27 protein-coding genes, 1 pseudogene and 1 riboswitch are annotated in these 26,183 nt (G+C 71.5%); of the genes and pseudogenes, 17 read left to right on the plus strand and 11 right to left on the minus strand.

Translation table 11 applies throughout. The features are described from left to right. Positions 1-5 precede the first annotated feature (5 nt). Both ACH4RG_RS03445 and ACH4RG_RS03450 read right to left on the minus strand, forming a co-directional pair. Complete coding sequence (locus tag ACH4RG_RS03445; RefSeq protein WP_397918186.1) at positions 6-980, minus strand: ABC transporter permease; 975 nt, start codon at positions 978-980, stop codon at positions 6-8. Then, positions 977-1,921 (minus strand): ABC transporter ATP-binding protein, encoded by a 945-nt coding sequence (locus tag ACH4RG_RS03450; protein ID WP_397918185.1) that lies wholly within the window; start codon positions 1,919-1,921, stop codon positions 977-979. Before ACH4RG_RS03450 ends, ACH4RG_RS03445 begins: the two co-directional genes overlap by 4 nt. Positions 1,922-2,080: 159 nt before the next feature. Between ACH4RG_RS03450 and otsB the strand changes: the two genes are divergently transcribed. Beyond that, positions 2,081-2,932: a trehalose-phosphatase gene (gene otsB, locus ACH4RG_RS03455; protein ID WP_398539053.1), complete on the plus strand. Its 852-nt coding sequence runs from the start codon at positions 2,081-2,083 to the stop codon at positions 2,930-2,932. Between the two features lie 85 nt (positions 2,933-3,017). Here otsB and ACH4RG_RS03460 read toward each other — a convergent pair whose 3' ends face one another. Together ACH4RG_RS03460 and ACH4RG_RS03465 are read right to left on the minus strand one after the other, a co-directional pair. Continuing rightward, the gene (locus ACH4RG_RS03460) at positions 3,018-4,445 is read right to left on the minus strand and encodes a trehalose-6-phosphate synthase (RefSeq protein WP_398539054.1); all 1,428 of its coding nucleotides are present in this window, start codon (positions 4,443-4,445) and stop codon (positions 3,018-3,020) included. A 64-nt stretch (positions 4,446-4,509) separates the two neighbouring features. Next, positions 4,510-5,460, minus strand: coding sequence for a glucosyl-3-phosphoglycerate synthase (locus tag ACH4RG_RS03465; protein ID WP_397919239.1), 951 nt, complete (start codon positions 5,458-5,460; stop codon positions 4,510-4,512). Between the two features lie 154 nt (positions 5,461-5,614). Then, positions 5,615-5,742, plus strand: a riboswitch (SAM riboswitch). Between the two features lie 19 nt (positions 5,743-5,761). Between ACH4RG_RS03465 and thrC the strand changes: the two genes are divergently transcribed. The 9 genes from thrC (at position 5,762) to ACH4RG_RS03510 (ending at position 15,493) form a co-directional block, all read left to right on the plus strand. Beyond that, complete coding sequence (thrC, locus tag ACH4RG_RS03470; protein WP_397918182.1) at positions 5,762-7,063, plus strand: threonine synthase; 1,302 nt, start codon at positions 5,762-5,764, stop codon at positions 7,061-7,063. Positions 7,064-7,092: 29 nt separating this feature from the next. Continuing rightward, positions 7,093-7,371 carry a MoaD/ThiS family protein gene (locus tag ACH4RG_RS03475; RefSeq protein ID WP_003967347.1) on the plus strand — a complete coding sequence of 93 codons (279 nt, stop codon included), beginning with the start codon at positions 7,093-7,095 and terminating at the stop codon, positions 7,369-7,371. Between the two features lie 442 nt (positions 7,372-7,813). After that, entirely contained in the window at positions 7,814-8,020 is a 207-nt protein-coding gene (locus ACH4RG_RS03480) for a cold-shock protein (protein ID WP_003967346.1), read from the plus strand. Positions 8,021-8,411: 391 nt separating this feature from the next. Next, positions 8,412-10,034 carry a chaperonin GroEL gene (groL, locus tag ACH4RG_RS03485; RefSeq protein WP_018958808.1) on the plus strand — a complete coding sequence of 541 codons (1,623 nt, stop codon included), beginning with the start codon at positions 8,412-8,414 and terminating at the stop codon, positions 10,032-10,034. A gap of 684 nt (positions 10,035-10,718) precedes the next feature. Then, positions 10,719-10,841, plus strand: coding sequence for a keywimysin-related RiPP (locus ACH4RG_RS03490; protein ID WP_018958807.1), 123 nt, complete (start codon positions 10,719-10,721; stop codon positions 10,839-10,841). 50 nt (positions 10,842-10,891) lie between these two features. Further along, positions 10,892-12,886, plus strand: coding sequence for an asparagine synthase-related protein (locus tag ACH4RG_RS03495; RefSeq protein WP_398161782.1), 1,995 nt, complete (start codon positions 10,892-10,894; stop codon positions 12,884-12,886). An 18-nt stretch (positions 12,887-12,904) separates the two neighbouring features. After that, positions 12,905-13,156: a lasso peptide biosynthesis PqqD family chaperone gene (locus tag ACH4RG_RS03500; RefSeq protein ID WP_397918180.1), complete on the plus strand. Its 252-nt coding sequence runs from the start codon at positions 12,905-12,907 to the stop codon at positions 13,154-13,156. Continuing rightward, positions 13,153-13,626: a lasso peptide biosynthesis B2 protein gene (locus ACH4RG_RS03505; protein ID WP_397918179.1), complete on the plus strand. Its 474-nt coding sequence runs from the start codon at positions 13,153-13,155 to the stop codon at positions 13,624-13,626. The genes ACH4RG_RS03500 and ACH4RG_RS03505 overlap by 4 nt, the downstream gene beginning before the upstream one ends. Continuing rightward, positions 13,577-15,493 (plus strand): ABC transporter ATP-binding protein, encoded by a 1,917-nt coding sequence (locus tag ACH4RG_RS03510; RefSeq protein WP_398539055.1) that lies wholly within the window; start codon positions 13,577-13,579, stop codon positions 15,491-15,493. The genes ACH4RG_RS03505 and ACH4RG_RS03510 overlap by 50 nt, the downstream gene beginning before the upstream one ends. A gap of 4 nt (positions 15,494-15,497) precedes the next feature. On the opposite strand, the gene ACH4RG_RS03515 is transcribed toward ACH4RG_RS03510, so the two are convergent. Beyond that, on the minus strand, positions 15,498-16,085 hold the full coding sequence (locus ACH4RG_RS03515; protein WP_397927557.1) for a Uma2 family endonuclease: 588 nt from the start codon (positions 16,083-16,085) through the stop codon (positions 15,498-15,500). 56 nt (positions 16,086-16,141) lie between these two features. Then, positions 16,142-16,959 (minus strand): annotated as a pseudogene (locus tag ACH4RG_RS03520) (hypothetical protein). 364 nt (positions 16,960-17,323) lie between these two features. Here ACH4RG_RS03520 and ACH4RG_RS03525 point away from each other — a divergent pair. From ACH4RG_RS03525 to ACH4RG_RS03540, 4 genes are all read left to right on the plus strand, one after another. After that, complete coding sequence (locus ACH4RG_RS03525; RefSeq protein ID WP_397918176.1) at positions 17,324-18,127, plus strand: hypothetical protein; 804 nt, start codon at positions 17,324-17,326, stop codon at positions 18,125-18,127. Between the two features lie 108 nt (positions 18,128-18,235). Next, positions 18,236-18,736, plus strand: a complete 501-nt coding sequence (locus ACH4RG_RS03530; RefSeq protein ID WP_397918175.1) for a SigE family RNA polymerase sigma factor — start codon at positions 18,236-18,238, stop codon at positions 18,734-18,736. After that, the gene (locus ACH4RG_RS03535) at positions 18,729-19,223 is read left to right on the plus strand and encodes a hypothetical protein (protein ID WP_397918174.1); all 495 of its coding nucleotides are present in this window, start codon (positions 18,729-18,731) and stop codon (positions 19,221-19,223) included. The genes ACH4RG_RS03530 and ACH4RG_RS03535 overlap by 8 nt, the downstream gene beginning before the upstream one ends. Positions 19,224-19,423: 200 nt before the next feature. Further along, positions 19,424-20,698 carry a mannosyltransferase family protein gene (locus ACH4RG_RS03540; RefSeq protein ID WP_397918173.1) on the plus strand — a complete coding sequence of 425 codons (1,275 nt, stop codon included), beginning with the start codon at positions 19,424-19,426 and terminating at the stop codon, positions 20,696-20,698. Between the two features lie 93 nt (positions 20,699-20,791). On the opposite strand, the gene ACH4RG_RS03545 is transcribed toward ACH4RG_RS03540, so the two are convergent. Beyond that, the gene (locus tag ACH4RG_RS03545; RefSeq protein WP_398539056.1) at positions 20,792-21,706 is read right to left on the minus strand and encodes an NAD(P)-dependent oxidoreductase; all 915 of its coding nucleotides are present in this window, start codon (positions 21,704-21,706) and stop codon (positions 20,792-20,794) included. A gap of 150 nt (positions 21,707-21,856) precedes the next feature. Between ACH4RG_RS03545 and ACH4RG_RS03550 the strand changes: the two genes are divergently transcribed. Then, a complete protein-coding gene (locus ACH4RG_RS03550) occupies positions 21,857-22,183 on the plus strand; it encodes a winged helix-turn-helix transcriptional regulator (protein ID WP_398539057.1) in 327 nt (108 codons plus the stop codon). 72 nt (positions 22,184-22,255) lie between these two features. Here the strand turns inward: ACH4RG_RS03550 and ACH4RG_RS03555 are convergent, their stop codons facing one another. Then, entirely contained in the window at positions 22,256-22,660 is a 405-nt protein-coding gene (locus tag ACH4RG_RS03555; protein WP_397918171.1) for a cupin domain-containing protein, read from the minus strand. Between the two features lie 70 nt (positions 22,661-22,730). Between ACH4RG_RS03555 and ACH4RG_RS03560 the strand changes: the two genes are divergently transcribed. Then, complete coding sequence (locus ACH4RG_RS03560) at positions 22,731-23,681, plus strand: GlxA family transcriptional regulator (protein WP_398539058.1); 951 nt, start codon at positions 22,731-22,733, stop codon at positions 23,679-23,681. On the opposite strand, the gene ACH4RG_RS03565 is transcribed toward ACH4RG_RS03560, so the two are convergent. The 3 genes from ACH4RG_RS03565 to ACH4RG_RS03575 all read right to left on the minus strand — a co-directional run bounded on the left by ACH4RG_RS03565 (position 23,648) and on the right by ACH4RG_RS03575 (position 25,070). Next, on the minus strand, positions 23,648-24,010 hold the full coding sequence (locus ACH4RG_RS03565; RefSeq protein ID WP_398539059.1) for a hypothetical protein: 363 nt from the start codon (positions 24,008-24,010) through the stop codon (positions 23,648-23,650). The genes ACH4RG_RS03560 and ACH4RG_RS03565 overlap by 34 nt on opposite strands. Then, complete coding sequence (locus ACH4RG_RS03570) at positions 24,003-24,272, minus strand: hypothetical protein (RefSeq protein ID WP_397918168.1); 270 nt, start codon at positions 24,270-24,272, stop codon at positions 24,003-24,005. The genes ACH4RG_RS03565 and ACH4RG_RS03570 overlap by 8 nt, the downstream gene beginning before the upstream one ends. A gap of 132 nt (positions 24,273-24,404) precedes the next feature. Beyond that, positions 24,405-25,070, minus strand: coding sequence for a TetR/AcrR family transcriptional regulator (locus tag ACH4RG_RS03575; protein WP_398539060.1), 666 nt, complete (start codon positions 25,068-25,070; stop codon positions 24,405-24,407). A gap of 112 nt (positions 25,071-25,182) precedes the next feature. On the opposite strand from ACH4RG_RS03575, the gene ACH4RG_RS03580 reads away from it, so the two are divergent. After that, positions 25,183-26,139, plus strand: a complete 957-nt coding sequence (locus ACH4RG_RS03580) for an NAD(P)-dependent alcohol dehydrogenase (RefSeq protein WP_397918166.1) — start codon at positions 25,183-25,185, stop codon at positions 26,137-26,139. Positions 26,140-26,183: the final 44 nt, after the last annotated feature.

Genomic DNA, 26,183 nt, shown 5'->3' on the forward strand with positions numbered 1-26,183 from the left:
GGTCCTCACAGCGGGCGGCGGGTGACCCGCCACAGGGTGAACGCCGTGAGCAGGGCTGTTCCGGCGAGCAGGATGGCTGCGGCGGTCCACTGCATCGACGCCATCTGGCTGTAGTCGAGGTATTCGATCACGTCGTTGACGATGCCGTGTTCCTTGATGCACGCGTTCTGCGCCTTCTCGGTCGCTTCGGCGCAGGTGCCCCAGCCGTACAGGGTCCCGTCGGCGCTGCCGACCCAGCGGTCCACCTCGTACGCCTCGGCGTAACGGGCCGGGAGTTCGCTGCCCATCGGGTAGGTGAACAGGTGCGTGTCGCCGAGGCGTCGGCGCACCTCGTCCCAGACGAACATGGTGGTGACCGCCGTGAAGAGGAACGTGACCACCATGGCCGGGAGAACCCGGCGGATCAGGGCGCCGATGGTGATGCCCGCCGCGGTGAGGAAGAGCAGGAACGCGGGCAGGACGGGCCCGGTGTTGTCGAAGATGACGCCGTCGATCCAGTCGCTGAGGAAGACCGAGCGGTACGGCTTCCACCACCAGGTGAACAGCGCCGAGAGCACCACGCCGGAGACCAGCGCGAGGGTGTAGGCCAGGCCCAGCTTGGCGATCAGCCACTGGCGGCGGGTCGCCGACTGGGTGGTGACGAGCTGCGCGGTGCCGTTCTCCTGGTCGCCCGCGATCAGCGGGGCGCCGATGAAGACGGCGAGGATCAGGGGGAGGCCGCCGAGGATGGAAGTGACGTACTCGTGAACGCGGTTGTTCTCCATCGGCTGACCGGCGTCCTTCTCCGGCCACCCCTTCGCGTCGAGCAGCTGGACCAGCTCGTTGCGCCCGTACGCGATCAGGAGCGCGCCCACCAGCGTGAGGCCGAGGACGCAGACCAGCGCGACCCGGTGCTGGCGTACGACGAGCCACGGCATCCCGCGCAGCAGGCGGCGTCCGGAGCCGGGTTCGGCGGGCTTCTCGGTCAGGGTGGTGCTCATGCGGCCTGGGTCCCTTCGGCCTCGACGCGGGCGCCCTGGGTGTAGAGCGAGGGCGCGTCCGGGGAGCGGAGATGGGCGAGGAGGACTTCCTCCAGGGAGGGTTCGGCGCTCTCCCAGTCGGCGGGGAGCGGAGCCTTCGGCCGGATCATCGCCTGGAACTGCCGCCCCTGGAGGCGGGTCTCGACGACGGTGTGGTCGGCCAGCTCGGTCGGCAGCGAGCCGTCCCGGGTCACCCCGGTGACCAGCGCGTGGGCCGGGACCAGCGCGTCGGCGTCACCGGCCATCCGGATCCGGCCCTCGGAGACCACCAACAGGTAGTCGCACATGTCCTCCAGCTCGGTCAGCATGTGCGAGGACATCACCACCGTGGTGCCGCGCTCGACGGCCTCCGCCATCAGCAGGGTGCTCATCTCGTCGCGGGCCAGCGGGTCGAGGTCCGACATCGGCTCGTCCAGGAGCAGCAGGTCCGGCCGCTTGCCGAAGGCGAGCGCGAAGGCCACGCGGGTGCGCTGGCCGCCGGAGAGCGTGCCGACCTTCGCGTGGAGCGGGACGTTGCCCGAGCGGACGATCCGCGTCGCCGCGGCCGCGTCCCAGGCCGGGTTCAGCTCGGCGCCCATACGCAGGGTGTCGGCCACGGTGAACCGCTTGAACAGCGGCTTCTCCTGGCCGAGGAACGCGAACGTGGGCATCACGGCGGGGTCGTCGACCGGTACGCCGAAGATCCGCAGCTCGCCGGTGGTCGGCTGCACCTGCCGGGTCGCCAGCCCGAGCAGGGTGCTCTTGCCCGCCCCGTTCGGGCCGACCAGACCGCAGATGCGGCCGGCCGGGATCCGGAAGGAGCAGTCGCGCAGTGCCCAGCCACGTCGGTAGCGCTTGCCCAGGCCCCGGGCTTCCAGCGCCCAGCTGCCGGACGCCGCGTTCGGAGTGCCCGTGTCCGCCACGCACCTCACCTCAATTCCATTAGTCAATTAATGGAATCATGGAGTCGTGAGGGAATGACTGTCAAGCCGGACGGGTCGGCGGGGCCGGAGGCGGGGCCGGGGGAAGGGCGACGGTTCACGAGGCTCGTGATCAACCCGTCCAGGGCATAGGCTCGTCCCATGGGCAGCCACTCCGCACATCTGCCGAACCCGACCACCCCGGCCGGCCGCGAGGGGCTCGACGCCGTTCTCGCCCGGCCCGACCGCGCGGTCGTCGCCCTCGACTTCGACGGCACGCTCGCCGACATCGTCCCGGACCCCGAGCAGGCCCGCGCCCACCCCGGCACGGTGGCCGCGCTCGCCGCACTCGCGCCGAAGGTCGCCGCCGTCGCCGTGATCACCGGCCGCCCGGCGGGCGTCGCGGTGCGCTACGGAGGTTTCGCGGGCGCTCCCGGACTGGAGCACCTTGTCGTACTCGGGCACTACGGCGCCGAACGCTGGGACGCCGTGACCGGCACCGTGAACGCCCCCGCTCCGCACCCCGGCGTTGCCGCCGCGCGGGCCGAACTCCCCGGCGTACTACACGAGTTCGACGCCTGGCGCGGCGCCTGGATCGAGGAGAAGGGCCAGGCCGTCGCCGTCCACACCCGGCGCGCCCAGGACCCGCAGGCGGCCTTCGAGACGCTGCGCGGGCCCCTCGGCGAGCTGGCCGCCAAGCACGGGCTGATCGTCGAACCGGGCCGCCTGGTGCTGGAGTTGCGCCCGCCCGGGATGGACAAGGGCGTCGCGCTCGCCACGTTCGTCGCGGAGCTGGACGCCGAGTCCGTGATCTACGCGGGCGACGACCTCGGGGACCTCGCCGCGTTCGCCGCCGTGGAGAAGCTGCGGACCGAGGGCCCGGACGGCATCCCCGGCCTCCTGGTGTGCAGCGGCAGCACCGAGGTGCCCGAGCTGGCCGAGCGCGCGGACCTGTCGGTGCCGGGCCCGGCCGCCGTGGTCGCGTTCCTGGCGGCGTTGGCCGAGCGGATCTGAGCCGTATCGCGAGCGGCCCTGGTCCGTATCGCGAACGGCTCCGAGCCGTATCACGAACGGTTCCGCGCCGTGTCAGAAGACCGGCTCACCCCTGCCGCAGCGCCTCCAGCTGGTCCAGGAACCACTGCTGCGGCGGCAGCGCGGTCGCCGCCCCGGCCAGTCGCTTCGTGCGGCCGGACCGCTCGTCGGCGCTCATCGTCAGCGCCTCGTGCAGGGCCTCGGCCGTGCCCACCACGTCGTACGGGTTCACCACGATCGCGTCCTCGCCCAGTTCCTCGTACGCTCCCGCCTCCCGCGACAGCACCAGCGCGCAGCCGTGGTCGGAGACGACGGGGACCTCCTTGGCGACCAGGTTCATCCCGTCGCGGATCGGGTTGACCAGAGCCACGTCGGCCAGCCGGTACGCGGCCAGCGAGCGTGCGAAGTCGTCCTTCACGTGGAGCACGACCGGCATCCAGCTCTCCGTTCCGTACGCCCCGTTGATCTCCGTGGCCAGGGCCTGCACCGCCGCCGTGTAGTCCCGGTAGACGGCGAGGTCCTGCCGGGAGGGGTAGGCGAAGGCGATGTGCACGACGCGTTCGCGCCATTCGGGGTGGGCGTCCAGCAGGGCCCGGTACGCGTGCAGGCCGCGCACGATGTTCTTGGACAGCTCGGTGCGGTCCACCCGGACGATGGTCTTCCGGCCCTCGCCCACCTGCTCCCGCAGCGCCGCCATCCGCTCGTCCACGTCGGCCTCTTGCGAGCGCCGGCGCAGGAAGTCCGCGTCGGCTCCCAGGCCGTGCACCCCGATCCTGGTCCGGCCCGTCCCGCCGAGGATCTCCGTGCAGCACCCGATGAAAGCGTCCGCCCAGCGGCGGGTCAGGAACGCGGCCCGGTCCGCGCCGAGGATGCCGCGCAGCAACTGCTCCGCGATGTCGTCGGGCAGCAGCCGGTAGTAGTCGACGGGCGCCCACGGGGTGTGCGAGAAGTGGCCGATCCTGAGGTCCGGGCGCAGCTCACGGAGCATGCCGGGGACCAGGGCCAGGTGGTAGTCCTGGACGAGGACCGACGCCCCGGGGCCCGCCTCCTCGGCGAGTGCCTCGGCGAAGGCCCGGTTGTACGTCTCGTAGGAGGCCCACTGGCGGCGGAACTCCGCGTCGAAGACCGGCTCCACGGGCGTCTGGTAGAGCAGGTGGTGGACGAACCACAGCACCGAGTTGGCGATGCCGTTGTACGCGTCCGCGTGGACCTCGGCGTCGATGTCGAGCATCCGCACGCCCGCCTCGCCGACCCCGCGCCGCACCGCCTCGCGGTCCCCGTCGCCGAGGGCCGCGCAGACCCACAGCTTGTCGTCGACGGCGCTCAGCCCGGAGACGAGACCTCCGCCGCCGCGCTTGGCGTCGAGCGTCCCGTCCCCGGCGAGCGTGTACGAGACGGGGCCGCGGTTGGACGCGACGAGGACCCGGGCGGTGGAGGCGACGGCCGCGGGTTCGGATCCGGGTTCGGTTTCGTGTTCGGCGTGCTCGGAGACCATGTAGCGGAACCTAGCCCGTTCGGGAAGCCCCCAAACGCCTCAGGGCGTCATGCGGCCCACCGCCTCACGCCGCGTGGCGCTCCGCGTACTCCGCGATCTCCCGCATCGGCGGCCGCTCCTCCGTGTCCACCGCATGGGTGCGGGGTACGAAGCCGTCGTCGCCGCGCTCGAACTGGGTCAGCGCGGGCCGCACCAGATGGCCCCGGGAGAGCCGCAGCTGCGCCGTGCGGTAGATCGCCGCCGCCATCCGGCCCAGCGCCTGCCCGTCCTGGTGGCGGTGTCTCCGTACGCCGACGTCGACCTGGCCCAGCGCGTCCAGGCCCACCGTGTGCAGGGCGTCGACCAGCAGACCCAGCTCCACTCCGTAACCGACCGGGAACGGCAGCCGCTCCAGCAGGGACCGTCGTACCGCGTACTCGCCGCCCAGCGGCTGCACGAACCCGGCCAGCTGGGGCCAGTGCAGATTGAGCAGCGGGCGTGCCACCAGCTCGGTGACCCGACCGCCCTGACCTGCGCTGTCGCCGAGAGGGCGGTCGTACATCGCCTTGACGAACTGGACGGACGGGTCGGTGAGCAGCGGTCCGACCGTGCCCGAGACGAAGTCCGCGGAGAAGTCCCTGAGGTCGGCGTCGACGAAGCAGACGATCTCGCCGCTGGTCACCAGGAGTGACCGCCACAGCACCTCGCCCTTGCCGGGCAGGGCCGGGACGCGGGGCAGGATCGCGTCCCGGTGGACCACCCGGGCGCCCGCCGCCCGGGCCACGGCGGCGGTGGCGTCGGTGGAGCCGGAGTCGATCACCACGAGTTCGTCGACGAGCCGGACCTTCTCCATCAGCTCCCGGCGGATCGTCGCCACGATCGCGCCGACCGTGGCCTCCTCGTTCAGCGCCGGCAGCACCACGCTCACGGACGTGCGGTGCGGATCGGCGTCCCGGGCGTCGGTGAGCCGGTTCAGCGGGCGGTCGCCGGACGACCAGGAACGCCTGGTCAGCCAGCGTTCCACCTCTTCGAGCACGGTCGGCACTCCCTGTGTGTGATCCATCTCGCGGTTCGGACGACTATCTCAACGGTCCGGTGCTTCGGTTACAGTCTTGAACAACGCGGATGACCGTCGCATGTCGGGGTCGGAGCGCGCACAAACGCCTGGATCGAAGATCCAGCGCCATAAGAGCTCATCCAGAGGGACTGAGGGAACGGCCCGTTGAAGTCCCGGCAACCCTCCTGCCGACCGCGAGGTCACGGTGGGGAAGGTGCCAATTCCGTCTTGCGGCGAAATGCGTCGTAGGGAAGATGAGGAGAAAGGGACCTCCGCCATCATGGCTGTTCAGACCGTTGCAGGTAGCACCGCTTCTTCCGCCCCGGCCGTCGATCTCGGCCCCGCCGCGGCGCTTTCCTGCCGCGAGTGCGGCGAGCGTTTCGCGCTCGGCCCCCTTTTCGCCTGTGCGTCCTGTTTCGGGCCGCTGGAAGTGGCCTACGACCTGCCCACCGGCTCCCCGGAGGAGCTGCGTAAGCGCATCGAGGCCGGCCCGAACAACATCTGGCGCTACGCCCCGCTGCTGCCGGTGCCCGCGGACGTCGCGGAGAAGCCCAACATCAACCCCGGCTTCACCAAGCTCGTCAAGGCCGACAACCTCGCCCGTGAGCTGGGCGTCACCGGCGGCCTGTACGTGAAGGACGACTCCGGCAACCCGACGCACTCCTTCAAGGACCGCGTCGTCGCCATCGCCGTCGAGGCCGCCCGCGCCTTCGGCTTCACCACCCTCTCCTGCTCCTCCACGGGCAACCTGGCCGGAGCCGTCGGCGCCGCCGCCGCCCGGGCCGGACTGCGCTCCTGCGTGTTCATCCCGCACGACCTGGAGCAGGGCAAGGTCGTCATGGCCGCGGTGTACGGCGGTGAGCTGGTCGGCATCGAGGGCAACTACGACGACGTCAACCGCTTCTGCTCCGAGCTCATCGGCGACCCGCTCGGCGAGGGCTGGGGCTTCGTCAACGTCAACCTTCGCCCGTACTACGGCGAGGGCTCCAAGACGCTGGCGTACGAGATCTGCGAGCAGCTCGGCTGGCGGCTGCCCGACCAGATCGTCATCCCGATCGCGTCCGGCTCCCAGCTCACCAAGATCGACAAGGGGTTCCAGGAGCTCATCAAGCTCGGCCTCGTCGAGGACCGGCCGTACAAGATCTTCGGCGCCCAGGCCGAGGGCTGCTCCCCGGTCTCCGCCGCCTTCAAGGCGGGCCACGACGTGGTGCGCCCGCAGAAGCCGAACACCATCGCCAAGTCGCTGGCCATCGGCAACCCGGCGGACGGCCCGTACGTCCTGGACATCGCCCGCCGCACCGGCGGCGCGGTGGAGGACGTGACCGACGAGCAGGTCGTCGACGCGATCAAGCTGCTGGCGCGCACCGAGGGCATCTTCGGCGAGACGGCGGGCGGCGTGACGCTCGGCGTGACGAAGAAGCTCGTCGAGGCGGGCGTCATCGACCCGGCGCTCACCACCGTCGTCCTGAACACCGGCGACGGCCTCAAGACGCTGGACGCGGTCTCCGCGACCTCGCAGGCCACGGCGACCATCAAGCCGAGCCTGGACGCGTTCCGCGCCGCGGGCCTCGCCGCCGGCTGATCACCCGAGACTTCAGGAAGGCACCCACCATGAGCGTCAAGGTCCGTATCCCCACCATCCTCCGTACGTACACGGGCGGCCAGGCCGAGGTCCCGGCGGAGGGCGCCAAGCTCTCCGAGGTCATCGAGTCCCTGGAGAAGGACCACCCGGGCATCGCGGCCCGCGTCCTGGACGACCAGGGCAAGCTGCGCCGCTTCGTGAACGTGTACGTCAACGACGACGACGTGCGCTTCGAGGGCGGCCTGGACGCGGCCACGCCCGACGGCGCGGGCGTCTCGATCATCCCCGCCGTCGCCGGCGGCTGCTGAACCGTCCGGGCCGCTCCTCGGCGGCCCATCGCACCCCTGTGTGACCACAGTTGCCCCCTCCGCGAGAGAAGCGGAGGGGGCAATTCTATATGGTTGAGCGCGGTACAGTTGGGGAAGCCCCGCCCGCCGCCCGTGCCGCCCGCATATGAGAATGCGCCCGGCCCCGATAAGAAGCGGCCAAAGTACGTGAGCCTCTTGCGGCATAAGTGCCCTTTGTCTGGCCCGACTTGCCCGTAAATCTCAGCAAACCCGCATATTCGCGTGTTCTGCTGTGCCCAGAATTCTCGTCCGATTGACCTGTTGCAGAGGGCAGTTGGGCGGATACATTCGGCCGCGGTCGACGCGCTGCGGCGCCGCACACCCCCTCCTGTCGGGGGGTGAGTTCCGACCCGGGTCCGCGAAGTGCGGTCCCGTGCAAGGGCCAGTAATAGGGGAGTTAGGCATGGCTCAGGGCACCGTCAAGTGGTTCAACGCGGAGAAGGGGTACGGCTTCATCGCGGTCGACGGTGGTGCGGATGTTTTCGTCCACTACAGCGCGATCCAGATGGACGGGTACCGCACCCTCGAAGAGGGTCAGCGAGTTGAATTCGAGATCTCGCAGGGCCAGAAGGGGCCCCAGGCCGACATGGTCAAGCTCGCCGTCGGCTGAGCTCGGCGCGGTCGTCCGACGACACTACTCACGCACGCAGGGCCCGGCCCCCGGATCAGGGGACCGGGTCCTCCGTGCGTCCCGGCGGCCCTGCTGGGAGACACGCCTCCGTCCACGCCGGGAAGCACGCCTCCGTCCACGCCGGGAGGCACGCCTCCGTCCGCATCCGATGCGCGCCGCTGTCCACATCCGGAGAGGGACGCTTGCACTCGCAGGGGTCGAGTGCTAATCATTGGCGTTAGCACTCTCCAGGTGAGAGTGACAGAAACTTGGACCGGGCCGGTGAGGCCCGCAGGCGCGGTGGGGCAAGGAACCACCACGCAGGCAGGCCGTCCGTCGCGGGCGCCTCTCGGTCCGGAGAATCCACCCCTGTCCGGGAGGACCACTTCACATGGCCAAGATCATCGCGTTCGACGAGGAGGCACGGCGCGGTCTCGAGCGCGGGATGAACCAGCTCGCCGACGCCGTCAAGGTCACCCTCGGCCCCAAGGGCCGTAACGTCGTCCTCGAGAAGAAGTGGGGCGCGCCCACGATCACCAACGATGGTGTTTCCATCGCCAAGGAGATCGAGCTCGAGGACCCGTACGAGAAGATCGGTGCGGAGCTGGTCAAGGAGGTCGCCAAGAAGACGGACGACGTCGCCGGCGACGGTACGACCACCGCCACCGTTCTGGCTCAGGCTCTCGTCCGCGAGGGTCTGCGCAACGTCGCCGCAGGCGCCAACCCGATGGCCCTCAAGCGGGGCATCGAGAAGGCCGTCGAGGCCGTCTCCGCCGCTCTGCTGGAGCAGGCCAAGGACGTGGAGACCAAGGAGCAGATCGCTTCGACCGCCTCCATCTCCGCCGCCGACACCGAGATCGGCGCCAAGATCGCCGAGGCGATGGACAAGGTCGGCAAGGAAGGCGTCATCACCGTCGAGGAGTCCCAGACCTTCGGTCTGGAGCTTGAGCTCACCGAGGGTATGCGCTTCGACAAGGGCTACATCTCGGCATACTTCGCGACCGACATGGAGCGTATGGAGGCGTCGCTCGACGACCCGTACATCCTGATCGTCAACTCGAAGATCGCCAGCGTCAAGGACCTGATCCCGCTGCTGGAGAAGGTCATGCAGTCGGGCAAGCCCCTGCTGATCATCGCCGAGGACGTCGAGGGCGAGGCGCTCTCCACCCTGGTCGTCAACAAGATCAAGGGCACGTTCAAGTCCGTCGCCGTCAAGGCTCCGGGCTTCGGCGACCGCCGCAAGGCCATGCTCGCGGACATCGCCATCCTCACCGGTGGCACCGTGATCTCCGAGGAGGTCGGTCTCAAGCTGGAGAACGCCGGCCTGGACCTGCTCGGCCGTGCCCGCAAGGTCGTCATCACCAAGGACGAGACCACGATCGTCGACGGTGCCGGTGACAGCGACCAGGTTCAGGGTCGCGTCAACCAGATCCGTGCCGAGATCGAGAACTCCGACTCGGACTACGACCGCGAGAAGCTCCAGGAGCGTCTGGCGAAGCTGGCCGGCGGCGTGGCCGTCATCAAGGCCGGCGCCGCCACCGAGGTGGAGCTCAAGGAGCGCAAGCACCGCATCGAGGACGCGGTGCGCAACGCCAAGGCCGCCGTCGAGGAGGGCATCGTCGCCGGTGGTGGCGTGGCTCTGCTCCAGGCCTCGGCCGTCTTCGAGAAGCTCGACCTCACGGGTGACGAGGCGACCGGCGCCAACGCCGTGAAGCTCGCGCTGGAGGCCCCGCTCAAGCAGATCGCCGTCAACGGTGGTCTCGAGGGTGGCGTCGTCGTGGAGAAGGTCCGCAACCTGCCGATCGGTCACGGCCTCAACGCCGCGACCGGCGAGTACGTCGACATGATCGCCGAGGGCATTCTCGACCCGGCGAAGGTCACGCGCTCCGCTCTGCAGAACGCCGCGTCCATCGCCGCGCTCTTCCTCACCACCGAGGCCGTCATCGCCGACAAGCCCGAGAAGGCCGGCGCGGCCGCTCCGGGCGGCATGCCGGGCGGTGACATGGACTTCTGATCCGCCGCGGAGGCCTCGGGCCCGCCCGGGAGCCCTCCGGCTGATCGAAGTTCGTCGTACGTCCCACAGGGGCGGTATCTCCTTCACGGAGGTGCCGCCCCTGTGGCGTTTCCCGACGGGCCCGACGCGGGCGCCCCGACGCGGGCGTCCCCGACGGGCCGACGACGGGCCGCCCGGTGTGCGGGCGCATGGCCGAATGGCTACTTGCCGCGCCCTTCCCGGTGAGGCAGCACGCGTCAGCGCGGTGGCACCGATCGAGGTGGCGCGCCCGCGACCCCTGAACAGGGCGGACGCGGAGCCGCCCGGTGGCCCGTCCCGGCTGGTTCCCCGCGGGTCCGGCGGGTCGCTCCCTCTCCTGGCAGCTCACCGCCCGGTCCGACGACCGCAGCCGGTCAGTGGTCCAGCCCACCTCGTGTCCGCACCCCGGCGGTGTGCGACTGCACACGGCGCCCGGCCGACGTTCCCGGCCCCGGTGGAGAGGGTCGGGAGCGGCCTGCCCCGGACCTCGCCGCTCGCGCTATCCAGCCAACTTCGGACGGTAAGTCGGAATCATGCGTACCGGTGGGCCTGCGGGACATGATGGCTCTGGTGTTCACGTGGTGAACACCAGTCGCACAGACAACTTCCGTTATGCAGAAGCTACGTGGGCATAACGGATGTCAATCGCACAGAAGGGAAGGTGTCATGAAGCTGCGGAAGAAGGCTTACGTGAAGCCGTCGCTGTTCAAGCAGGGCGACTTTTCGAAGAAGACCGCCGGCTACTTCTACGGCTCGTACAAGGAGTACTGGGTCCGTCGCATCAGCTGATCCGGCCCCCGGTTTCCTGTGCGCTGTATGAGAACTTCCGGAAGGTGAACATGCCCGGCCCCCCGCGTGACTACTTCGTCGTCCTGCCGGACAGTGCGGCGGGAGCGGCGGTGGCCGGGCAACTCCCCCCGGGTCCGCGATTCCCCCCGGGAACGGGCCTCGCCCCGGGCGCGGATCCTTCCCCGCGTGCGCGCCTTCGCCCCGGTACGGACGGGACGCCGGTCGTCGCCCACGCTTCGGGGCGGCCCTGGGTCATCGCCCGCCCGCTGGTCCGCGAGGTGAGCCATCTCCGCCGGGGTGACGACGCCCTCGTGCTCATCGGCCCGGACCGGGTCCCCGAGGCCGTGCTCGCCGGTCTTCTGGAGGGCGCCCGCGACCGGGCCGGCCTGGAACGCCGCCTCACCCGGCTGCCCGGGCTCCACCACGTGATCGCCCGGCTCTCCGGCGAGACGTGGATCCGGGGCACCGCCTCCGGGCTGCGCCGGATCTACCACGCCCGGCACCCGGAGGCCGGAACCATCGCCTCCGACCGTCCCGCCGTCCTCGCCCGCCTGACCGGCGCGCCCCTGGACGACGGTGCGCTGGCCCTGCGCATGCTCGACTTCCTGCCGCACCCGCTGAGCCGCCGCGTCGTGTGGCGGGGCGTGCACGAGACCGGCGCCGGGTACGGCCTGGCCCTGCCCGTCGCAGCACCGGGCACGGCCGTCGTCCCGGGCCCCACGGAGCACCGCTGGTGGGAGCCGCCGCCCGCCGAGATCTCCCTGGCCGAGGGCGCCCGAAGACTCGGTGACGCCGTCGCCGCCTCCGTACGGGCCCACGTCGGCGGCCTGGACCGGATCAGCTGCGAGCTGTCCGGCGGGCTGGACTCCACCGCGCTCACGTTCGCCGCCCGTGCGACCGGGCCCGCCGAGCTGTCCCTCCTCACCGTGGCCGCCCGGGACCGCTACAGCGAGGACGAGACCTGGGCGCGGAGGGCCGTGGAGGCGGCCGGGAAGAGCCAAACGGCGGCCGGGGGGAGCACGAGCACCGCGTCCACCGCCCTGGACCACCGGATCATCCCCGCCGACGACGTCCCCTACTTCTACGCCGATCTCGCTTCCTGCGCCGACGAGTTGAACGACGAGCCGCTCCCCGTCGCCCCCGGCCGGGCCCGCGCGCACCTCCTGCTCGGCCGCGCCCACGCCACCGGCTCGCGCTACCACCTCACCGGCTACGGCGGCGACGAACTCTTCCTCGGCCTGCCCCACGCCTACCAGGACCTCTTCCACGGCAACCCGTTCACCGCCTGGAGCCATCTCGGCGGCCTGCGCCACCAGCTCGGCTGGCCGCTCCTGCCCACGGTGCGGGCCCTGCTGAACCGCTCCACGTTCCCCCGTTGGCTCGCCGGGGCGGTCACCGCCGAAGCCCAGCCGGTCGCCCGGACCCCGCTGCTCTCCTGGGGCGTGCGGCAGTCGCTGCGGCCCTGGTTCACCGACCACGCGAACACCCTGATCACCGAGGAGTTCCGGACCGCCGCCGAGCACGCCGAGCCGATCGACCCCTGGCGCGGCCGGCACGTCGACATCGACGCCGTACGGATGGGGGCCCGGCACTTCCAGGCGATGGAGGACATCGGCATGACGATCGGGCTGCCGGTCGCCGCGCCGTTCTACGACGACCGCGTCCTGGAGGCGACCCTCGCCGTCCGCCTGCCGGAGCGCATCAGTCCCTGGCGCTACAAACCGCTGCTCGTCGAGGCGATGCGCGGCGTGGTCCCGGACCCGCTCCTGGCCCGGACCACGAAGGACCACATGTCCGCCGACGAACACCAGGGCCTGCGCGAACACGCCCCGGAACTGGCCGCACTGTGGACCGGCTCCCGGCTGGCGGAACGCGGTCTGGTCGACTCCCGCCGGCTGCTGCGGCTCGCCGCCGAACCCTTCTCACCGGTCCTGGTCGAGCACTCCATCAGCTCCACCGTGGCCGGGGAGACCTGGCTCCGCACGGCCGAGGACGCCTGGCCGGCCCCTCGGACACGTACGACATCGCCGACATCGCCCATCTGACCACCAGCGAGGCATCCGATGAAGCTCAGAAAAGGCATCGCCGTCACGACCACCGAGTACGGCGGCGTCCTCCTCGACGAGAAGGACGGCAGCTACTGGCAGTTGAACGACACCGGTGTCATCGTCGTCGACACCCTCGTCTCCGGGCACACCCCCGAGATCGCCGTGGAGCGGATCCTCGCCGACTTCGACGTCGAGCGGGCCGAAGCGGAGTCGGATGTGGCGGAGCTGACCCGCCGGCTCGTCGAGGCGAGGATCCTGCACCCGTGACCACCGAGATGACGATGCCGCGCCGGGGCGCGGGAGCGGGCGGACTACGGCTGCGCACGGCCATCGCCGCCGCGTTCGTCCTGGCCCGTCTCAAGCCGGGGCGCCTGCGCCGGGTGCTGGCCGGGTGCGCCCGGGGCGCGCGCCCTGCCTCGTACGCGGAGACGCTGGAGGTGTTCGGGGCGGTCGTCGCCACCAGCCGCCGCTGCGCGGGCCGTTACGGCTGCCTGCCCCGCTCGGTCGCCGTCGCCCTGGCCTGCCGGATGTCCGGTGTCTGGCCCGACTGGTGCGCGGGGGTGCGGGCGGCTCCGCCGTTCTCGCCGCATGCTTGGGTGCAGGCGGGGGGCCGTACGGTCGGTGAGCAGGCGGAACCGGCGGATCTGCGTCCCTTGATGGTGGTGACGGCAGACGGAGGGGGCCGGGATGAGCACGATGGCGGGTACGACGGAGGCGGACGAGGGCCGCGGGCCTGAGGGGAGGACGGCCGGGGGCGGCGGGCCCGAGGGGACTCCATCGCCAACCGCGCGGGATGCCGAAGAGGGGCCGGCCGGAGAACGGCCCGCGCGGGATGCCGCGGAGAAGCCTGCCGAGGGCGAGCCGGGTGCGGGCCCGTCCCCTCTCCGGCTCCTCCTCTCCCGGGTCCGTCCGCACCGGGGCGTGCTCGTGCGCGCGGGCCTGCTGTCGCTCGCCGGCTCCGGGGCGGGCCTCGCCATGCCGCTGATGGCGAAGCACGCGGTCGACGCGTTCGCCGCGGACCGCTCGCCCGCGGGACCGCTCGTCGCGCTGACCGCGCTCGTGCTGGTGGGAGCCTGTCTCTCCGCGTACGGGCGCTACCTCATGTCCCGTACGGGAGAAGGTGTCGTCCTCCGCGCGCGCGATCAACTCGTGGGCCGCATCATGCGGTTGAAGGTCCCGGTGGTGGACCGGCTGACCCCGGGCGACCTCCAGTCGCGCGTGACCAGCGACACGACCCTCCTGCGGACGGTTCTCTCCAGCGGCCTGGTCGAGTCGTTCAACAGCGTGCTGATGCTGCTGGGGACGATCGCCTTCATGGCGTACATGGACCTGACGCTGCTCGGCGTGACGCTGGTGGTGATCGTCGGCATCGGAGCCGTGACCTCGCTGCTGATGCCGCGCATCCAGCGGGCCCAGCTCCGCGCCCAGGAGGCCGTGGGCGCGATGGGCGCGGCCCTGGACCGGGTGCTCCAGGCGTTCCGCACGGTCAAGGCGAGCGGGGCGGAGGAGCGGGAGACCGCGGCCGTCGCGGAGGCCGCCCGGCACGCGCACGACCGGGGCGTCTCGGTGGCGCGGTGGTCGTCGGTCTCCGACGTCACCATGGCGATGTCGATCCAGCTGGCGTTCCTGGCGGTGCTGGGGGTGGGCGGCGCACGGGTCGCCTCCGGCTCGCTGGAGATCTCGTCGCTGATCGCGTTCCTGCTCTACCTCTTCTACCTGATGGGCCCGATCGGCGGTCTGGTCGAGGGCTGGACGGGCTTGCAGAGCGGGCTCGCGGCGGTCCGCAGGATCGACGAGGTCGAGTCGCTGCCCGGCGAACCGGCCGCCGCGCCCGGAGCCGTGGCGCGGAAGATTCCCACCACGCCGCTCGGCGTCACGTTCCAGGACGTGACGTTCGGGTACGGCGACGAGCGGGCCCCCGCCCACAAGGGGGTGACGTTCGACGTCCCGACCGGCGGACTCGTCGCGCTGGTGGGCCCGTCAGGGGCGGGCAAGTCGACGGTGTTCAGCCTGCTGGAACGCTTCTACGACCACGACGGCGGCACGATCACGCTCGCCGGCCGGGACATCCGCGACTGGCCGCTGGCCGAGCTGCGGGGCTCGCTGGCGTACGTGGAACAGGACGCGCCGGTGCTGGCTGGAACGCTGCGGGAGAACCTCCTCTTCGCCGCCCCGGAAGCCGAGGAGGAGGCGGTGGCCCAGGCAGTGGCCCGCACCCGCCTGGACGGCCTGGTCGACCGGCTGCCGGAGGGCCTGGACACGGCGGTGGGCCACCGCGGCGTCACCCTCTCCGGCGGCGAACGTCAGCGGATAGCCATCGCCCGGGCCCTGCTGCGCCGCCCCCGTCTGCTGCTGCTCGACGAGGTGACCTCGCAGCTGGACGCGGTCAACGAGCAGGCGCTGCGCGACGTGATCCTCGAACTGGCGGAGCACACCACGGTGTTGGTCATCGCGCACCGTCTCTCCACCGTCCGGCACGCGGACCGCATCGTGGTCCTGGAGGACGGCCGGGTCCGCACGGCGGGCACGCACGAGGAGCTGATCGCCGGGGACGACCTGTACCGCGAGCTGGCGACCACCCAGCTCGCGGCCGAGGTGCGGTGAGGCCTCAGCGGGCGTACTCCTTGAGCTCCTCGGTGTCCAGGGTGATGTCGACGGGGCCGGGGAGGGGGACGGCGTCGCCGTAGTCGTACGAGTGCTGCTGCCGGTAGCGGCCCTTGTCGGGCTCGCTGTGGACGACGAGGGTGTCCGACTCGCGGTCGATCAAGAGGTACACCGGGATGCCCGCTGCCGCGTAGCCGTGAGGCTTTTCGCTACGGTCGCGACGGTTGGTGTCGTAGTCGTAGGAGGTCACTTCCACCGTCATCAGAACACCCTTGGCGGGCGCCCATTCCCCCTGCCCGGCGAAGTGCCGACGAGGGACGAGAGCGCCGTCGGGGCGGGCCCGGCCCTGCCGGTACGCCTCCACCATCAGCCCTTGTTCGGGGTGCAGGTCGAGTTCGGGGCGATGCTGCATGCACTGACGCAGCAGCCACATGAAGATGGTTCCGTGGTCCCCGTCCGGCACGGGCTTGACCTCCAGCTTTCCGTTGATGAGCTCAAGCGTCACGGTCTCGGGGGACGTACGGGCGAGCTGCTCGAACTCCTCGACGGACAGCTGGGCGTGCGGGACGTGATCGGCGGTGCTGGGGGTCATGGCGTCGCCTCCTCCCCTCCATCGTGCCCTGTCCGGTCTGTGGGTGAGCTGCAAGGTCATCGGTATGTCCTCTCGGATCGGGGAGTCAGACCCGCCCGGACCGCGTTCATCCGGTCCCGTACGCCGGGCGGCCGCACGGCTCCCGGCGGGCCGACCGGCGGTTGCGGGGACGGCCCCCGGCACGGCCGGCAGAGGCCGCCGAGCAGCGCTTCGGGCGCGCCGGGGGCCCCGCACTCACCGCACTCCAGGGTGCGCAGGACCGTACGGGGGCCCGGCAGGACCCGCTCGGGCGGCAGCTTGTCGCGCAGGCGCCGTTCGACGAGGCGGGCGGCGCAGTGGACGGGCGACGGCAGCCCGCCGGTGAGCGCGTGCAGCAGCTCGGCCTCCGTGGCGCCCCGCGCGAACCACTCGCTGACCTGCGGTTCCAGCTGTACGCAGTCGGCGGCGGACAGCGTCAGCGCGGGGGCGGTCCGGCCGAGCGCCGCCAGCAGGATGAAGGCCCGCGAACGGGTCGGCCGCCGGGGTTCGTCCGGCGGGGCGTCACCCCGGGTGTAGGCGTTCCACCAGTCGTCCTCGCGTGCGGTGCGGGAGAAGAAGGTGCGGGTCACCCAGAGCATCGCGGCGTCGGTGATCACGCACTCGCTGCCGCGCCGCAAGTGCCCCGCGTCCTGGAGCCGGTTGAGGGTCGTGCCCAGGGCGCACTGGCCGTACGGCAGGTGCTTGGCCAGGGTCTTCACGGAGATGTCGGACCCGTCGGGCAGCCGGTCGATGTAGGCGGCGAAGGCGGCGTCGCGGGGGAGGAGGTGGGCGAAGTCCCGGTCGGTGCGGGGGCGTTCGCCGGGGAGGAGCGCTTGCCGTAGCCGGGGTTGGCCATGGGGTGGGGGATCGCGGAGGGGGGCGCGGGGGGACTCGCGGCACCGCTCTCGGGCGGGGTCTCGCGCGGGGCGCGGCGGGCATCACTAAACTGGCTGGCAGCCATGGGGATCGCTTCTTTCGCTTCTTCGATCTTCGGTGGTCAGACCCCTGTCGGTGTTGGAGCACCGGTGGGGGTCGACTTTTTGGTCCAGGTCCTCCGCACGCTAGAGCCTGGCGACCGTGTGTCGCAACTCGATCACAAATTGTCAACTTCGCAGCCAGGGTGGGTGGGTGGGACAACTGACCCATCCACCCCATCCTTGTTAAGAGGGCTCGGATCTCACGGCTTGAGCTTCGGGAGGTCGAAGCGGAACGGGGGCGGTATGAAGGACCCAGAGGACGCGAGTGCGGGCGCGGGCGCGGAGCTGACGGCCCGGTTCGCCGCGGAGGTCGACTGGACGAAGGTCGTCGACCTCTACATCCCCCTGCCGGAGGGGCAGTACGGGCCGGACCTGCTGGAGCGGCACTGGTCCCCCGATCTGCTGACGGCCGATACCGCCCAAGCCACCCTTCACTTCGCGTGCTGCGGCGACGGCAGCTCGGTGTCTCCCGCGGGGCCCGAGGTGCTTCCGTTCCTCGTCGAGGCCGTCAGGGACCCGGCCGTGAAAGTGCGTCCGCAGATCCTGGAGACGCTCGTCGTTCTCGCCCGAGCCGGGAACGCCGCCCGCGCTGCGGAACTCGGCCTGGGGAACGGCGGGCGGGGGCGCACCGCGCCGGCCGCCTGGCCCGCCGCCTGGGATCGGGCGGTCGACGCGCTGCTGCCGCTCCTCGCCGACGACGTGGAAGGCGACAAGGACATCCGGGTCGGAGTGGCCGCCGTACTCGCATGGGCCATCCACCGGGCGGACGACCTCGTCGACCGCTTCCTGGCCCGGTTCGAGGACGAGCCCGATCTGTCGGTGGCGGAGCAACTCGTGCTGACCGTGGGCGAGCTGGCCCCTCACGCGGTGGAGCGGCGCGAGGACGCCGTCGCGTGGCTGCGGGAGCGGACGACCGACGCCGGGAAGGGCGAGGAGCCCGACATGGACGACGACATCGACGCGTGGCTCGCCTGGATGGACCGGCACGGGCACGATGTCCGGCCGGCCGCGACCGTCGCGCTGCGCCGCGCCCTTCGACCGCGGTGACATCGTGACGCTGTGACGACCGTCACTCCCGATCGGTCCTGGGTAGTGTCGACCGGATGACCTGCGGCGGGCGTATACCCGGTGAGGCGAAAGATCCGGGAGCAACTTTTGACCGTCGAGGAGTTCGAAGAGTTCTACGCCCAGGCGGTCGCACGTCTCACGGGCCAGCTGTACGTGATGACCGGCGACCTCCAGGAGGCGCAGGACGTCGTGCAGGAGGCGTTCGTCAGGGCGTGGGTCCGGCGCGGCCGACTGGAGCGGGACGGGCAGCCCGAGGCGTGGATTCGCACGGTCGCCTGGCGGCTGGCGGTGAGCCGGTGGCGGTTCCGGCGGCGTTCGGCGGACGCCTGGAGCCGGGGGAACGGCGCGCCCGGACACGTGGAACCGCCGGACCCGGGCCATGTGGTCCTGGTCGACGCGCTCCGGGAACTGCCCCCGCAGCAGCGGCGGACGCTGACCCTGCACTACCTGTGCGACCTCACGGTCGAGCAGATCGCCGGGGAGACCGGGCTTTCCGGCAGCACGATCAAGACGCATCTGGTTCGCGGACGGGCGGCGCTCGCCCACCGTCTGCGGGACCCCCGCATCGAGGAGGCCCCTGATGTCTGACCCGCGGGATCCGTTGCGGTCCCTGTTCCGGGAGGCCGGTGAGTTCGGGCAGGCCCGCTCCGACGCGGACGACGCGTCGAGCATCACGCGGCGAGGAATGCGCGCGCAGCGACGCCGGATGGCCGGTGTGGCGGTGGGGGTGTGCCTGGTCGTCGGCGGGGGTGGCGCGGTCGCGGTGAGCCTGCTGCCGGTCCGGCCGCAGCCGGTCGCCCCGGCCACGGTCCCGTCGCCCAGCTACCCGTCGCCCGTACCGTCGGACCGGCTGTCGACGCAGCCGCCGTCCCTGCCGCCGACGCCGGGCACCACGTTGCCGGAGGGCCGGTCCACCGGGCCGGGCGGAGCGCCGACAGGTATGCGTACGAGTACGGGTACGGGTGAGGGCACGGGTACGCGCTGGGAGACGGGCCCGGGTACGACGCGGCTGCCGCCCACGTCCACGCCGTCCACGCCGTCGGCGACGACCGTTGGGACGACGTCGATGCCCTGACACCCCGGATGACACTCCGGCTGACGCCGCGCCGCCGTACCCGATAACCCGGGCCCGTCCGTCCGGGCCCGCCCGGGTCCGCCATGGTCCGCCGGGTCTGCCCGTTTCCGCTTCCTTCCCGCCCCGGCGACCTCACCGGGCGATCCCGTACGCCTCGACGTATCCGCGTATCCGCGAGGCACGCCCGAAAGGTGCCTCAGTTGTCCACGCTCTCCCCCGGGCTGCGGCCTTCCGCCGGCCGCCCCGTACCACCCGAGCCCCGGACGTCCGCGCGCGCCGACCCCCGGACTGCCGCCCCGCCCGAGCCCCGGACGGGGCGGCTCCACCGGGCGGCGGCCCGCCTGACCCCTGCCGACCGGGCCGTGCTGTGGCTCTACCTCCTGACCCGAATATCCCTGTGGATCACGGCCCACTTCGCCCGCCGGCTGTTCCCGGCCCGCCCCGGCACCCGGGAGGCGGCGCCCGTACTCGCGTCCTTCCAGCGGTGGGACGCGAACCACTACCTCCACATAGCGCGCGACGGCTACTTCCCCGCGGGCACGGGTCCGTGGACGAGCGGCTGGGACAACCGGGAGGCGTTCTTCCCGGGCTACCCCTTCCTGCTCCGTGCCGTGCACACGGTGGTACCGGACTGGACGGCGGCCGGGCTGCTGATCTCGTTCGTCGCGGGGGCGGTGGCCGTACTGGCCCTGGCCCGCATCGCGCGGGCGTATCTGCCGGAGGACGCGGCGGGCCGCCGTACGGCTGTCCTCTTCCTGCTCTCGCCCTGCGCGGTGTTCCTGGCCGCCGGCTACACGGAGGCGCTGTTCCTCGCGTTCGCCCTGCCCGCCTGGCTCGCCGCCGTGCGGCACCGCTGGGCGCTCGCCGCCGTGCTGACGGCGCTGGCGACGACGGTGCGCGTCAGCGGCCTGTTCCTCGCCGCCGCCATCGCCCTGCTCTTCGTGCTGACCGCCCGGGAGAAGCGGGACCGGCGGAGCTGGCGAGCGGCCGGCTGGACACTGCTCCCGGCGCTGCCCCCGGCCGCGTACAGCTGGTACCTGCACGCGCGGACCGGCGACTGGATGGCCTGGAAGCACGCGCAGGAACGCGGGTGGTACCGGACGTTCCACACCCCGTGGGAGGCGTGGTCGAACACGTGGAACGGGGCGTTCGGCCATACGCAGACGACCGGCTACGCGCTCATGTTCCAGGCGGAACTCGTGGCGATGCTGGTGGGGCTCGCGCTGGTGGCCGTACTCCTGTACCGCCGCCGCTGGCCCGAGGCGCTGTACGTGGCCCTCAGCCTCTGGGCCCTGGGCACCTCGTACTGGTACACGTCGATCCCGCGCGCCACGCTGCTGTGGTGGCCGCTGTGGATCGGCCTGGCGGCGCTGAGCCTGCGGCGGCCGTGGTTCAGGACGGCGTACCTGAGCGTGGCCGCGCCGGTGACGACGCTCGTCGCGCTGACGTTCCTGACGGGGAGGTGGGCGGGGTGAGCACGTCCCGCCTGCGGCACCCGTGCCGATGACGAGCCGCGCTGGGCTTGTGCGGACCGCCGGGGCTCCATGCGGCTGCGGCCCGGAGGAGCCTTATGCGACCCGGCGGGGCTCCTTGAGGATCTCCGTCAGCGCTGCGATGCTCTGCGTCCCGTAACCGGCCTCCACCGCTCGCTCCAGCAGCTCGTGGAACGGCTTGTGCCACTCCACGTCGAGGCCCGCCTCCTTCCCGAGCTCCGCGTCGTGCGCGGCCCCGGCCACGAAGACGTTCACCGACGACAGCGGTTCGCTGTAGTCGCCGCTGTCGATCTCCCGGGCCAGCACGGGCAGCACCGAAGCGATCATCCGCAACCACTGTTCGCTGAACCGCACCATCGAAGCCGCCTCCAGGCCGCGTGCCCGCAGCGCCGCCGCCCCCTGGAAGAAGCCGACGAGGGTGGGCAGCAGTGTGCCGCCCACCGCCATTTCGTACAGGGCGGCGAGGTCGGGGTCCGCACCGAGGTACACGGTGTCCCCGCCCAGTACCCGCAGTACCGGTTCGTGCGCGGTGAAGACCGTGGCGTCGCCGCTGTAGTAGAGGAGCGTGTCCTCGGCGCCCACCGCCGGCGGTACGTCCTTGATCGCACCGCCGAGGTACCGTGCGCCGTGCCCTCGCGCCCACTCCGCCGTGCGGCGGGCGCCGGCCGGGGACCCGCTGTTGAGGGTCACGAGGTCTTGCCCCTTCAGCGCGGCGGCAGCCGGACCCAGGGCCTCGATGGTGTCCTCGTACGTCGTCAGGCAGGTGATCACCAGCGGGGCGGCCGCGAGGGCTTCCGCCACGGTCTCCGGATGCGCGGCGCCCTTGGCGACGAGCGGGGCAGCCCGCGAGGCGGTTCTGTTCCACACCGTGGTCGGGTGTCCCGCCGCTAGGAAGGCCGCCGCCAGTGCGCTGCCCATCGCGCCCAGGCCGATGACGGTCACGGGGGTCCGGTGGTGGTGGTGCTGCTGGTGCTGCTCGTGCGTGGGCATTTCCGCTCCTGTTCGGGGAGTTGGGGAGACACGGAAGGGTTTGGTGGTTCCGTGCTCCGGTGATCTCCATGCTCTGGCGGCACGATAGATTGCACAAGTACCGACATTTTTGTTCGGTACCCACACTCTTGTCAGTGGGAATGAGGGGGCATGCCGAAGTACACCTGCGGATTCGACGCCGCCATCGCCGTCATGGGCGGAAAATGGAAAGGGCTGATTCTCTTCTGGCTCAGTGAGGAAGAGCGGTTGCGCTTCCAGGAGTTGCGGCGAACGGTCACCGGAATCAGCGAGCGGATGCTGACGCTGCAACTGCGCGAGCTGGAGGCGGCCGGGCTCGTCCACCGAGAGGTGCACGAGCAGGTGCCGCCCAAGGTGGAGTACTCGCTGACCGACTTCGGCCGCTCACTGGTCGCCGCGTTGATGCCGCTCGGCGCATGGGGCGAGGAGCACATGGAGCGCCTCGAGAACCTGCCCTGACCGGCCGCGGCAAGCACGGAAGCGCTCCGGCGCTCAGGCGCTCCGGCGCTCCGGCGCTCCGGCGCTCGGCCCTCAGCCTTCGGGGTAGAAGACGAAGAGCGTGCAGCCCGACGTCGTCTGCGGGATGTGCCAGGAGCCGGCGGGAGCGTGGATGAACGAGCCCGTGGGGTAGTCGCGTTGGCCGTCGTTGAAGACGCCGGAGACAACGAAAACCTCCTCCGGCCCCGGTTCGTGCACGTCGATGCCCTCCCAGCACGTGTGCGGATCCATCTCCAGCAGCTGGGCCTTCGCTCCGTTCCCGCCGCTCCACAGGGCGCGCACGCGGATGCCGGGGAAGATCTCATGCGCGGGCGCGTCGTGCGCGGCGGACCAGACGTAGCCGGGCAGCTGCCCACCCGCCCGCACGGAAGCGTCCTCTGCCTGCGTCGTCTGCGTCGTCTGCGTCGTCTGTGCCGTTCGTGGCTTCCGCTTCGTCATGGGGCAAGCCTCGTCGACCACTGGCGCCCCGCCCAGTGTCTCGATTGACGTTCTCCGGTACTTTCCTGCCATGCACCGTGTAGCGGCACTCGTCCACGCACCCCAGTCGACCTTCGAACTGGCCTGTGCCGCCGAGGTCTTCGGCATCGCGCGGCGTGAGCTGCCCACCCGGTACAGCTTCGGCGTATGCGCCGAGGACCCGGGCCCCGTCGCCACGCGGGCCGGATACGACATGCTCGTCACGGAGGGCCTCGACGCCCTGGACCGGGCGGCCACCGTGATCGTCCCTGGCTGGCTGCCCACCGACGAGCCTCCGTCGCCCGCTGTCGTACGGGCTCTGCGCCGTGCGCACGAGCGGGGCGCACGCGTGGTCAGCATCTGCTCCGGCGCGTTCGCCCTGGCCCACGCGGGTCTGCTCGACGGCCGTGCGGCGACGACTCATTGGGCGCTGGCCGACGAGTTCGCCGCGCGGTTCCCGGACGTCCGTCTCGACCCGGACGTGCTGTACGTGGACCACGGCGACGTCGCCACGAGCGCGGGCGCCGGGGCCGGGGTCGATCTGTGTCTGCACCTGGTACGGGCCGACCAGGGCGCCGAGTACGCCGCGCACGTCTCCCGGAACATGGTCATGCCGCCGCACCGCGAAGGGGGGCAACTGCAGTACGCCGCGCCGCCCCACTCCTCCCAGGTCGACGGCTCGCTCGCGCCGCTCGTCGAGTGGGCCGCGGGCCGCCTCGGCGAACCGCTGACCGTCGAGGACCTGGCCGCACAAGCCGGTTGCTCCGCTCGGACCCTGGCCCGTCGCTTCACCGAGCAGCTCGGCACCAGCCCGGGGCGGTGGCTGCTCGCACAGCGGGTCATCGCGGCCCGGGAGCTGTTGGAATCCTCCGACCTCCCGGTGGACACCGTTGCCCGCCGCGTCGGGCTCTCCTCCGCCACCAACCTCCGCAGGCGTTTCCTCGACGCCCTGGGCACGACACCGGGCGCCTACCGCCGGGCGTTTCGGGCAGAGCCGGGATGACCCCCTCCTGGACGCCACCGGCTCGCCGCTGTCGCGCTCGCCGCACCGGTGACGACGCTCGTCGCGCTGACGTTCCTGACGGGGAGGTGGGCGGCATCCCGGAAGTAGGCGGCAATCGCATCCCGCTCGTTCTCGATCAGCCGGAGGGCCCCGGCCCAGTCCCCGGAGGCGAAGGCGTCCCAGCTGGGGGAGCCTTGCTCCTTGAACGTCTGGCCGCGCTCGATCTTGGCGAGCAGGTTGATGTCGCCCTGGTGGACCCGACCGAAATCGGCGAGGTAGTCGGCTCGTGTGAGAATCTCGCCGGCACCGCTGCGGAAGCACTCAAACATCGGGGATGTCCGCCTTCGCTGCGACGAGCATCCTGCGGGGGATGACCACGAGACGCTCATCGGGGCTGATGGAGACACCATCGGGCAGGCGCGTCCTCAGAGAGCCGGTGAGATCGCGTCCGATCACGGCGATGTCGCCGTTGTCCAGCTCCCAGATATCCGGACATTCGGGTCCGGTGCTGGTGGCGCGCAGCTCCAGGGCCGACTTGCCGAGGCGTCTCTTGAAGCCGGTGTCAGGATCGGCTTCCCAAGGTCTGACCACGCTGCCGCCCTCCCCTCCTGAGTGGTTCAACCTACCAGTGGCGCCCAGGTCAACCACGGTGTCAAGCAAGCTATTTGGCCAGTTCGGGTGCGTGCGCTGTGGGGCACTGGAGTTCAGGCGGGGAAGGGGTGTTCACCCCGGTGCTTGATAGAGCCGGTCCAACTCCAGCTCCGCGACCGGTGGGAGCGGGTGGTTCAAGGGCGCCGCCCGGAAGGATTCCAGCAGGTAGCCGACCAGTCGGCGGGACGCGGCGGCGGCCTCCGGGCCCGTCCCGTTCACCACGCCGCTGTTGGCCAGCAGTACCAGCACCACGTCGGAGACGTCGAAGTCCGGGCGCAGCGCTCCTGCCGCCTTCGCCCGCCGCACCAGCAGCGCGAGCCCTTGCTCCGCCCGGTCGCGCTCCCCGGCGTAGGCCGTCTCGCCCGGGAAGCGGGACAGGAACGCGTGGGTGAAGCCCCGGTCGGCGGCCTGCATCGCGCACACCTTCCGGAACACCGTGCAGAAGCCGCGCCACGGGTCCGGGTCCTCCAGCGCCTCGTCCAGTACGCCCGCGCACTCGGCCAGCTGCTCGGCGAACGCCTCGGTGATCAGCAGGTCCCGGCTGGGGAAGCGCCGGTAGAGGGTGGCGACACCGACTCCCGCCCGCCGCGCGATGGCACTGATCGGCACATCGATGCCGTGCAGCGCGTACGCCTCGCGGGCGGCCCGCAGGACGCGCTCCCGGTTCTCCCGGGCGTCCGCCCGGAGGGCGGGGCCGGAGTCGGGGCGCGGCGCGTTGTGAGAGGGCTGAGCCGGCATGTCTCTCACTTTACGGTAAATGGAGAGGGTCTTCCGTTTATCCGCCTACGGTGAAAGGCGAGGACGGGGACCGGACGTTCCTCGTATCGACGGAACAGAACAGGACTCCATCGTGAACGACATGCGTGCGGCGCTCTACGACGGTTACGGACCGCCCGAGGTCCTGTACGAGGGCCGGGTCCCCGTGCCGGTTCGCGGGCCGGGCGAGGTGCTCGTGCGCGTCCACGCGACGAGCGTCAACGGCGGCGAGCTGCACGGCCGCGCCGGAAAGGTCCGCCTGGTCACCGGCCGCCGTTTTCCGCAGCGGAGCGGGCTGGACTTCGTGGGGGAGGTCGCCGAGGCGGACGCGGCGGTCACCGGGCTGCGGGCGGGTGTCCGGGTCTGGGGCCTCCTGGGACGTACCTTCGGCAGCGCGGCCGAGTACGTATCGGTCCGCCCGCGCCAGATCGCGTACGCCCCCGGGAACGTCACCCCGAGCGAGGCCGTCTCGCTGCTCGCCGGCGGGACCACTTCCCTCACCGCCCTGCGTGACAAGGCCGGTCTGCGCGCGGGCGAACGCCTCCTCGTACGCGGGGCGTCCGGCGGCGTCGGCAGCGTCGCCGTCCAGCTCGGCAAGGCCCTCGGCGCCCATGTCACCGGTCTCGCGAGCGCGAAGAACCTCGACTTCGTCCGTGACCTGGGCGCGGACGAGGCCCTGGACCACCGGGAGACGCCCCTGGCCGGCCTGGACCGCTACGACGTCATCCTGGACACGGTGGGAACGGAACACCGGTTGCTGCGCCGCCGGTTGGCTCCGGGCGGCCGTCTCGTCTCCATCGCCTTCGACATCGACCGCCCGGTCCGGAGCGTCGGCTACCTGTTGGGCTCGGCCGTGCACGGCCGTCGGCGTGTCCGGTTCTTCAGTGGCAACCCAAAGCACGACCTGCTGGCCGAGCTGACCGCGTACGTGGAACGCGCGGACCTGCGCCCCGTCGTCGACACGGTCCACCCGCTGGCGGAGATCGCCGCCGCCCACCGCGCCCTGGAGGCGGGAGGGGTGCGGGGCAAGCACGTGATTCGACTGACGTGACGTGGACAGTGGCTCGTGGCCCTGGCGGGAGGCGGGGATTCCTC

This window comes from Streptomyces sp. NPDC021019 (assembly GCF_044333295.1).
Lineage (GTDB): Bacteria > Actinomycetota > Actinomycetes > Streptomycetales > Streptomycetaceae > Streptomyces.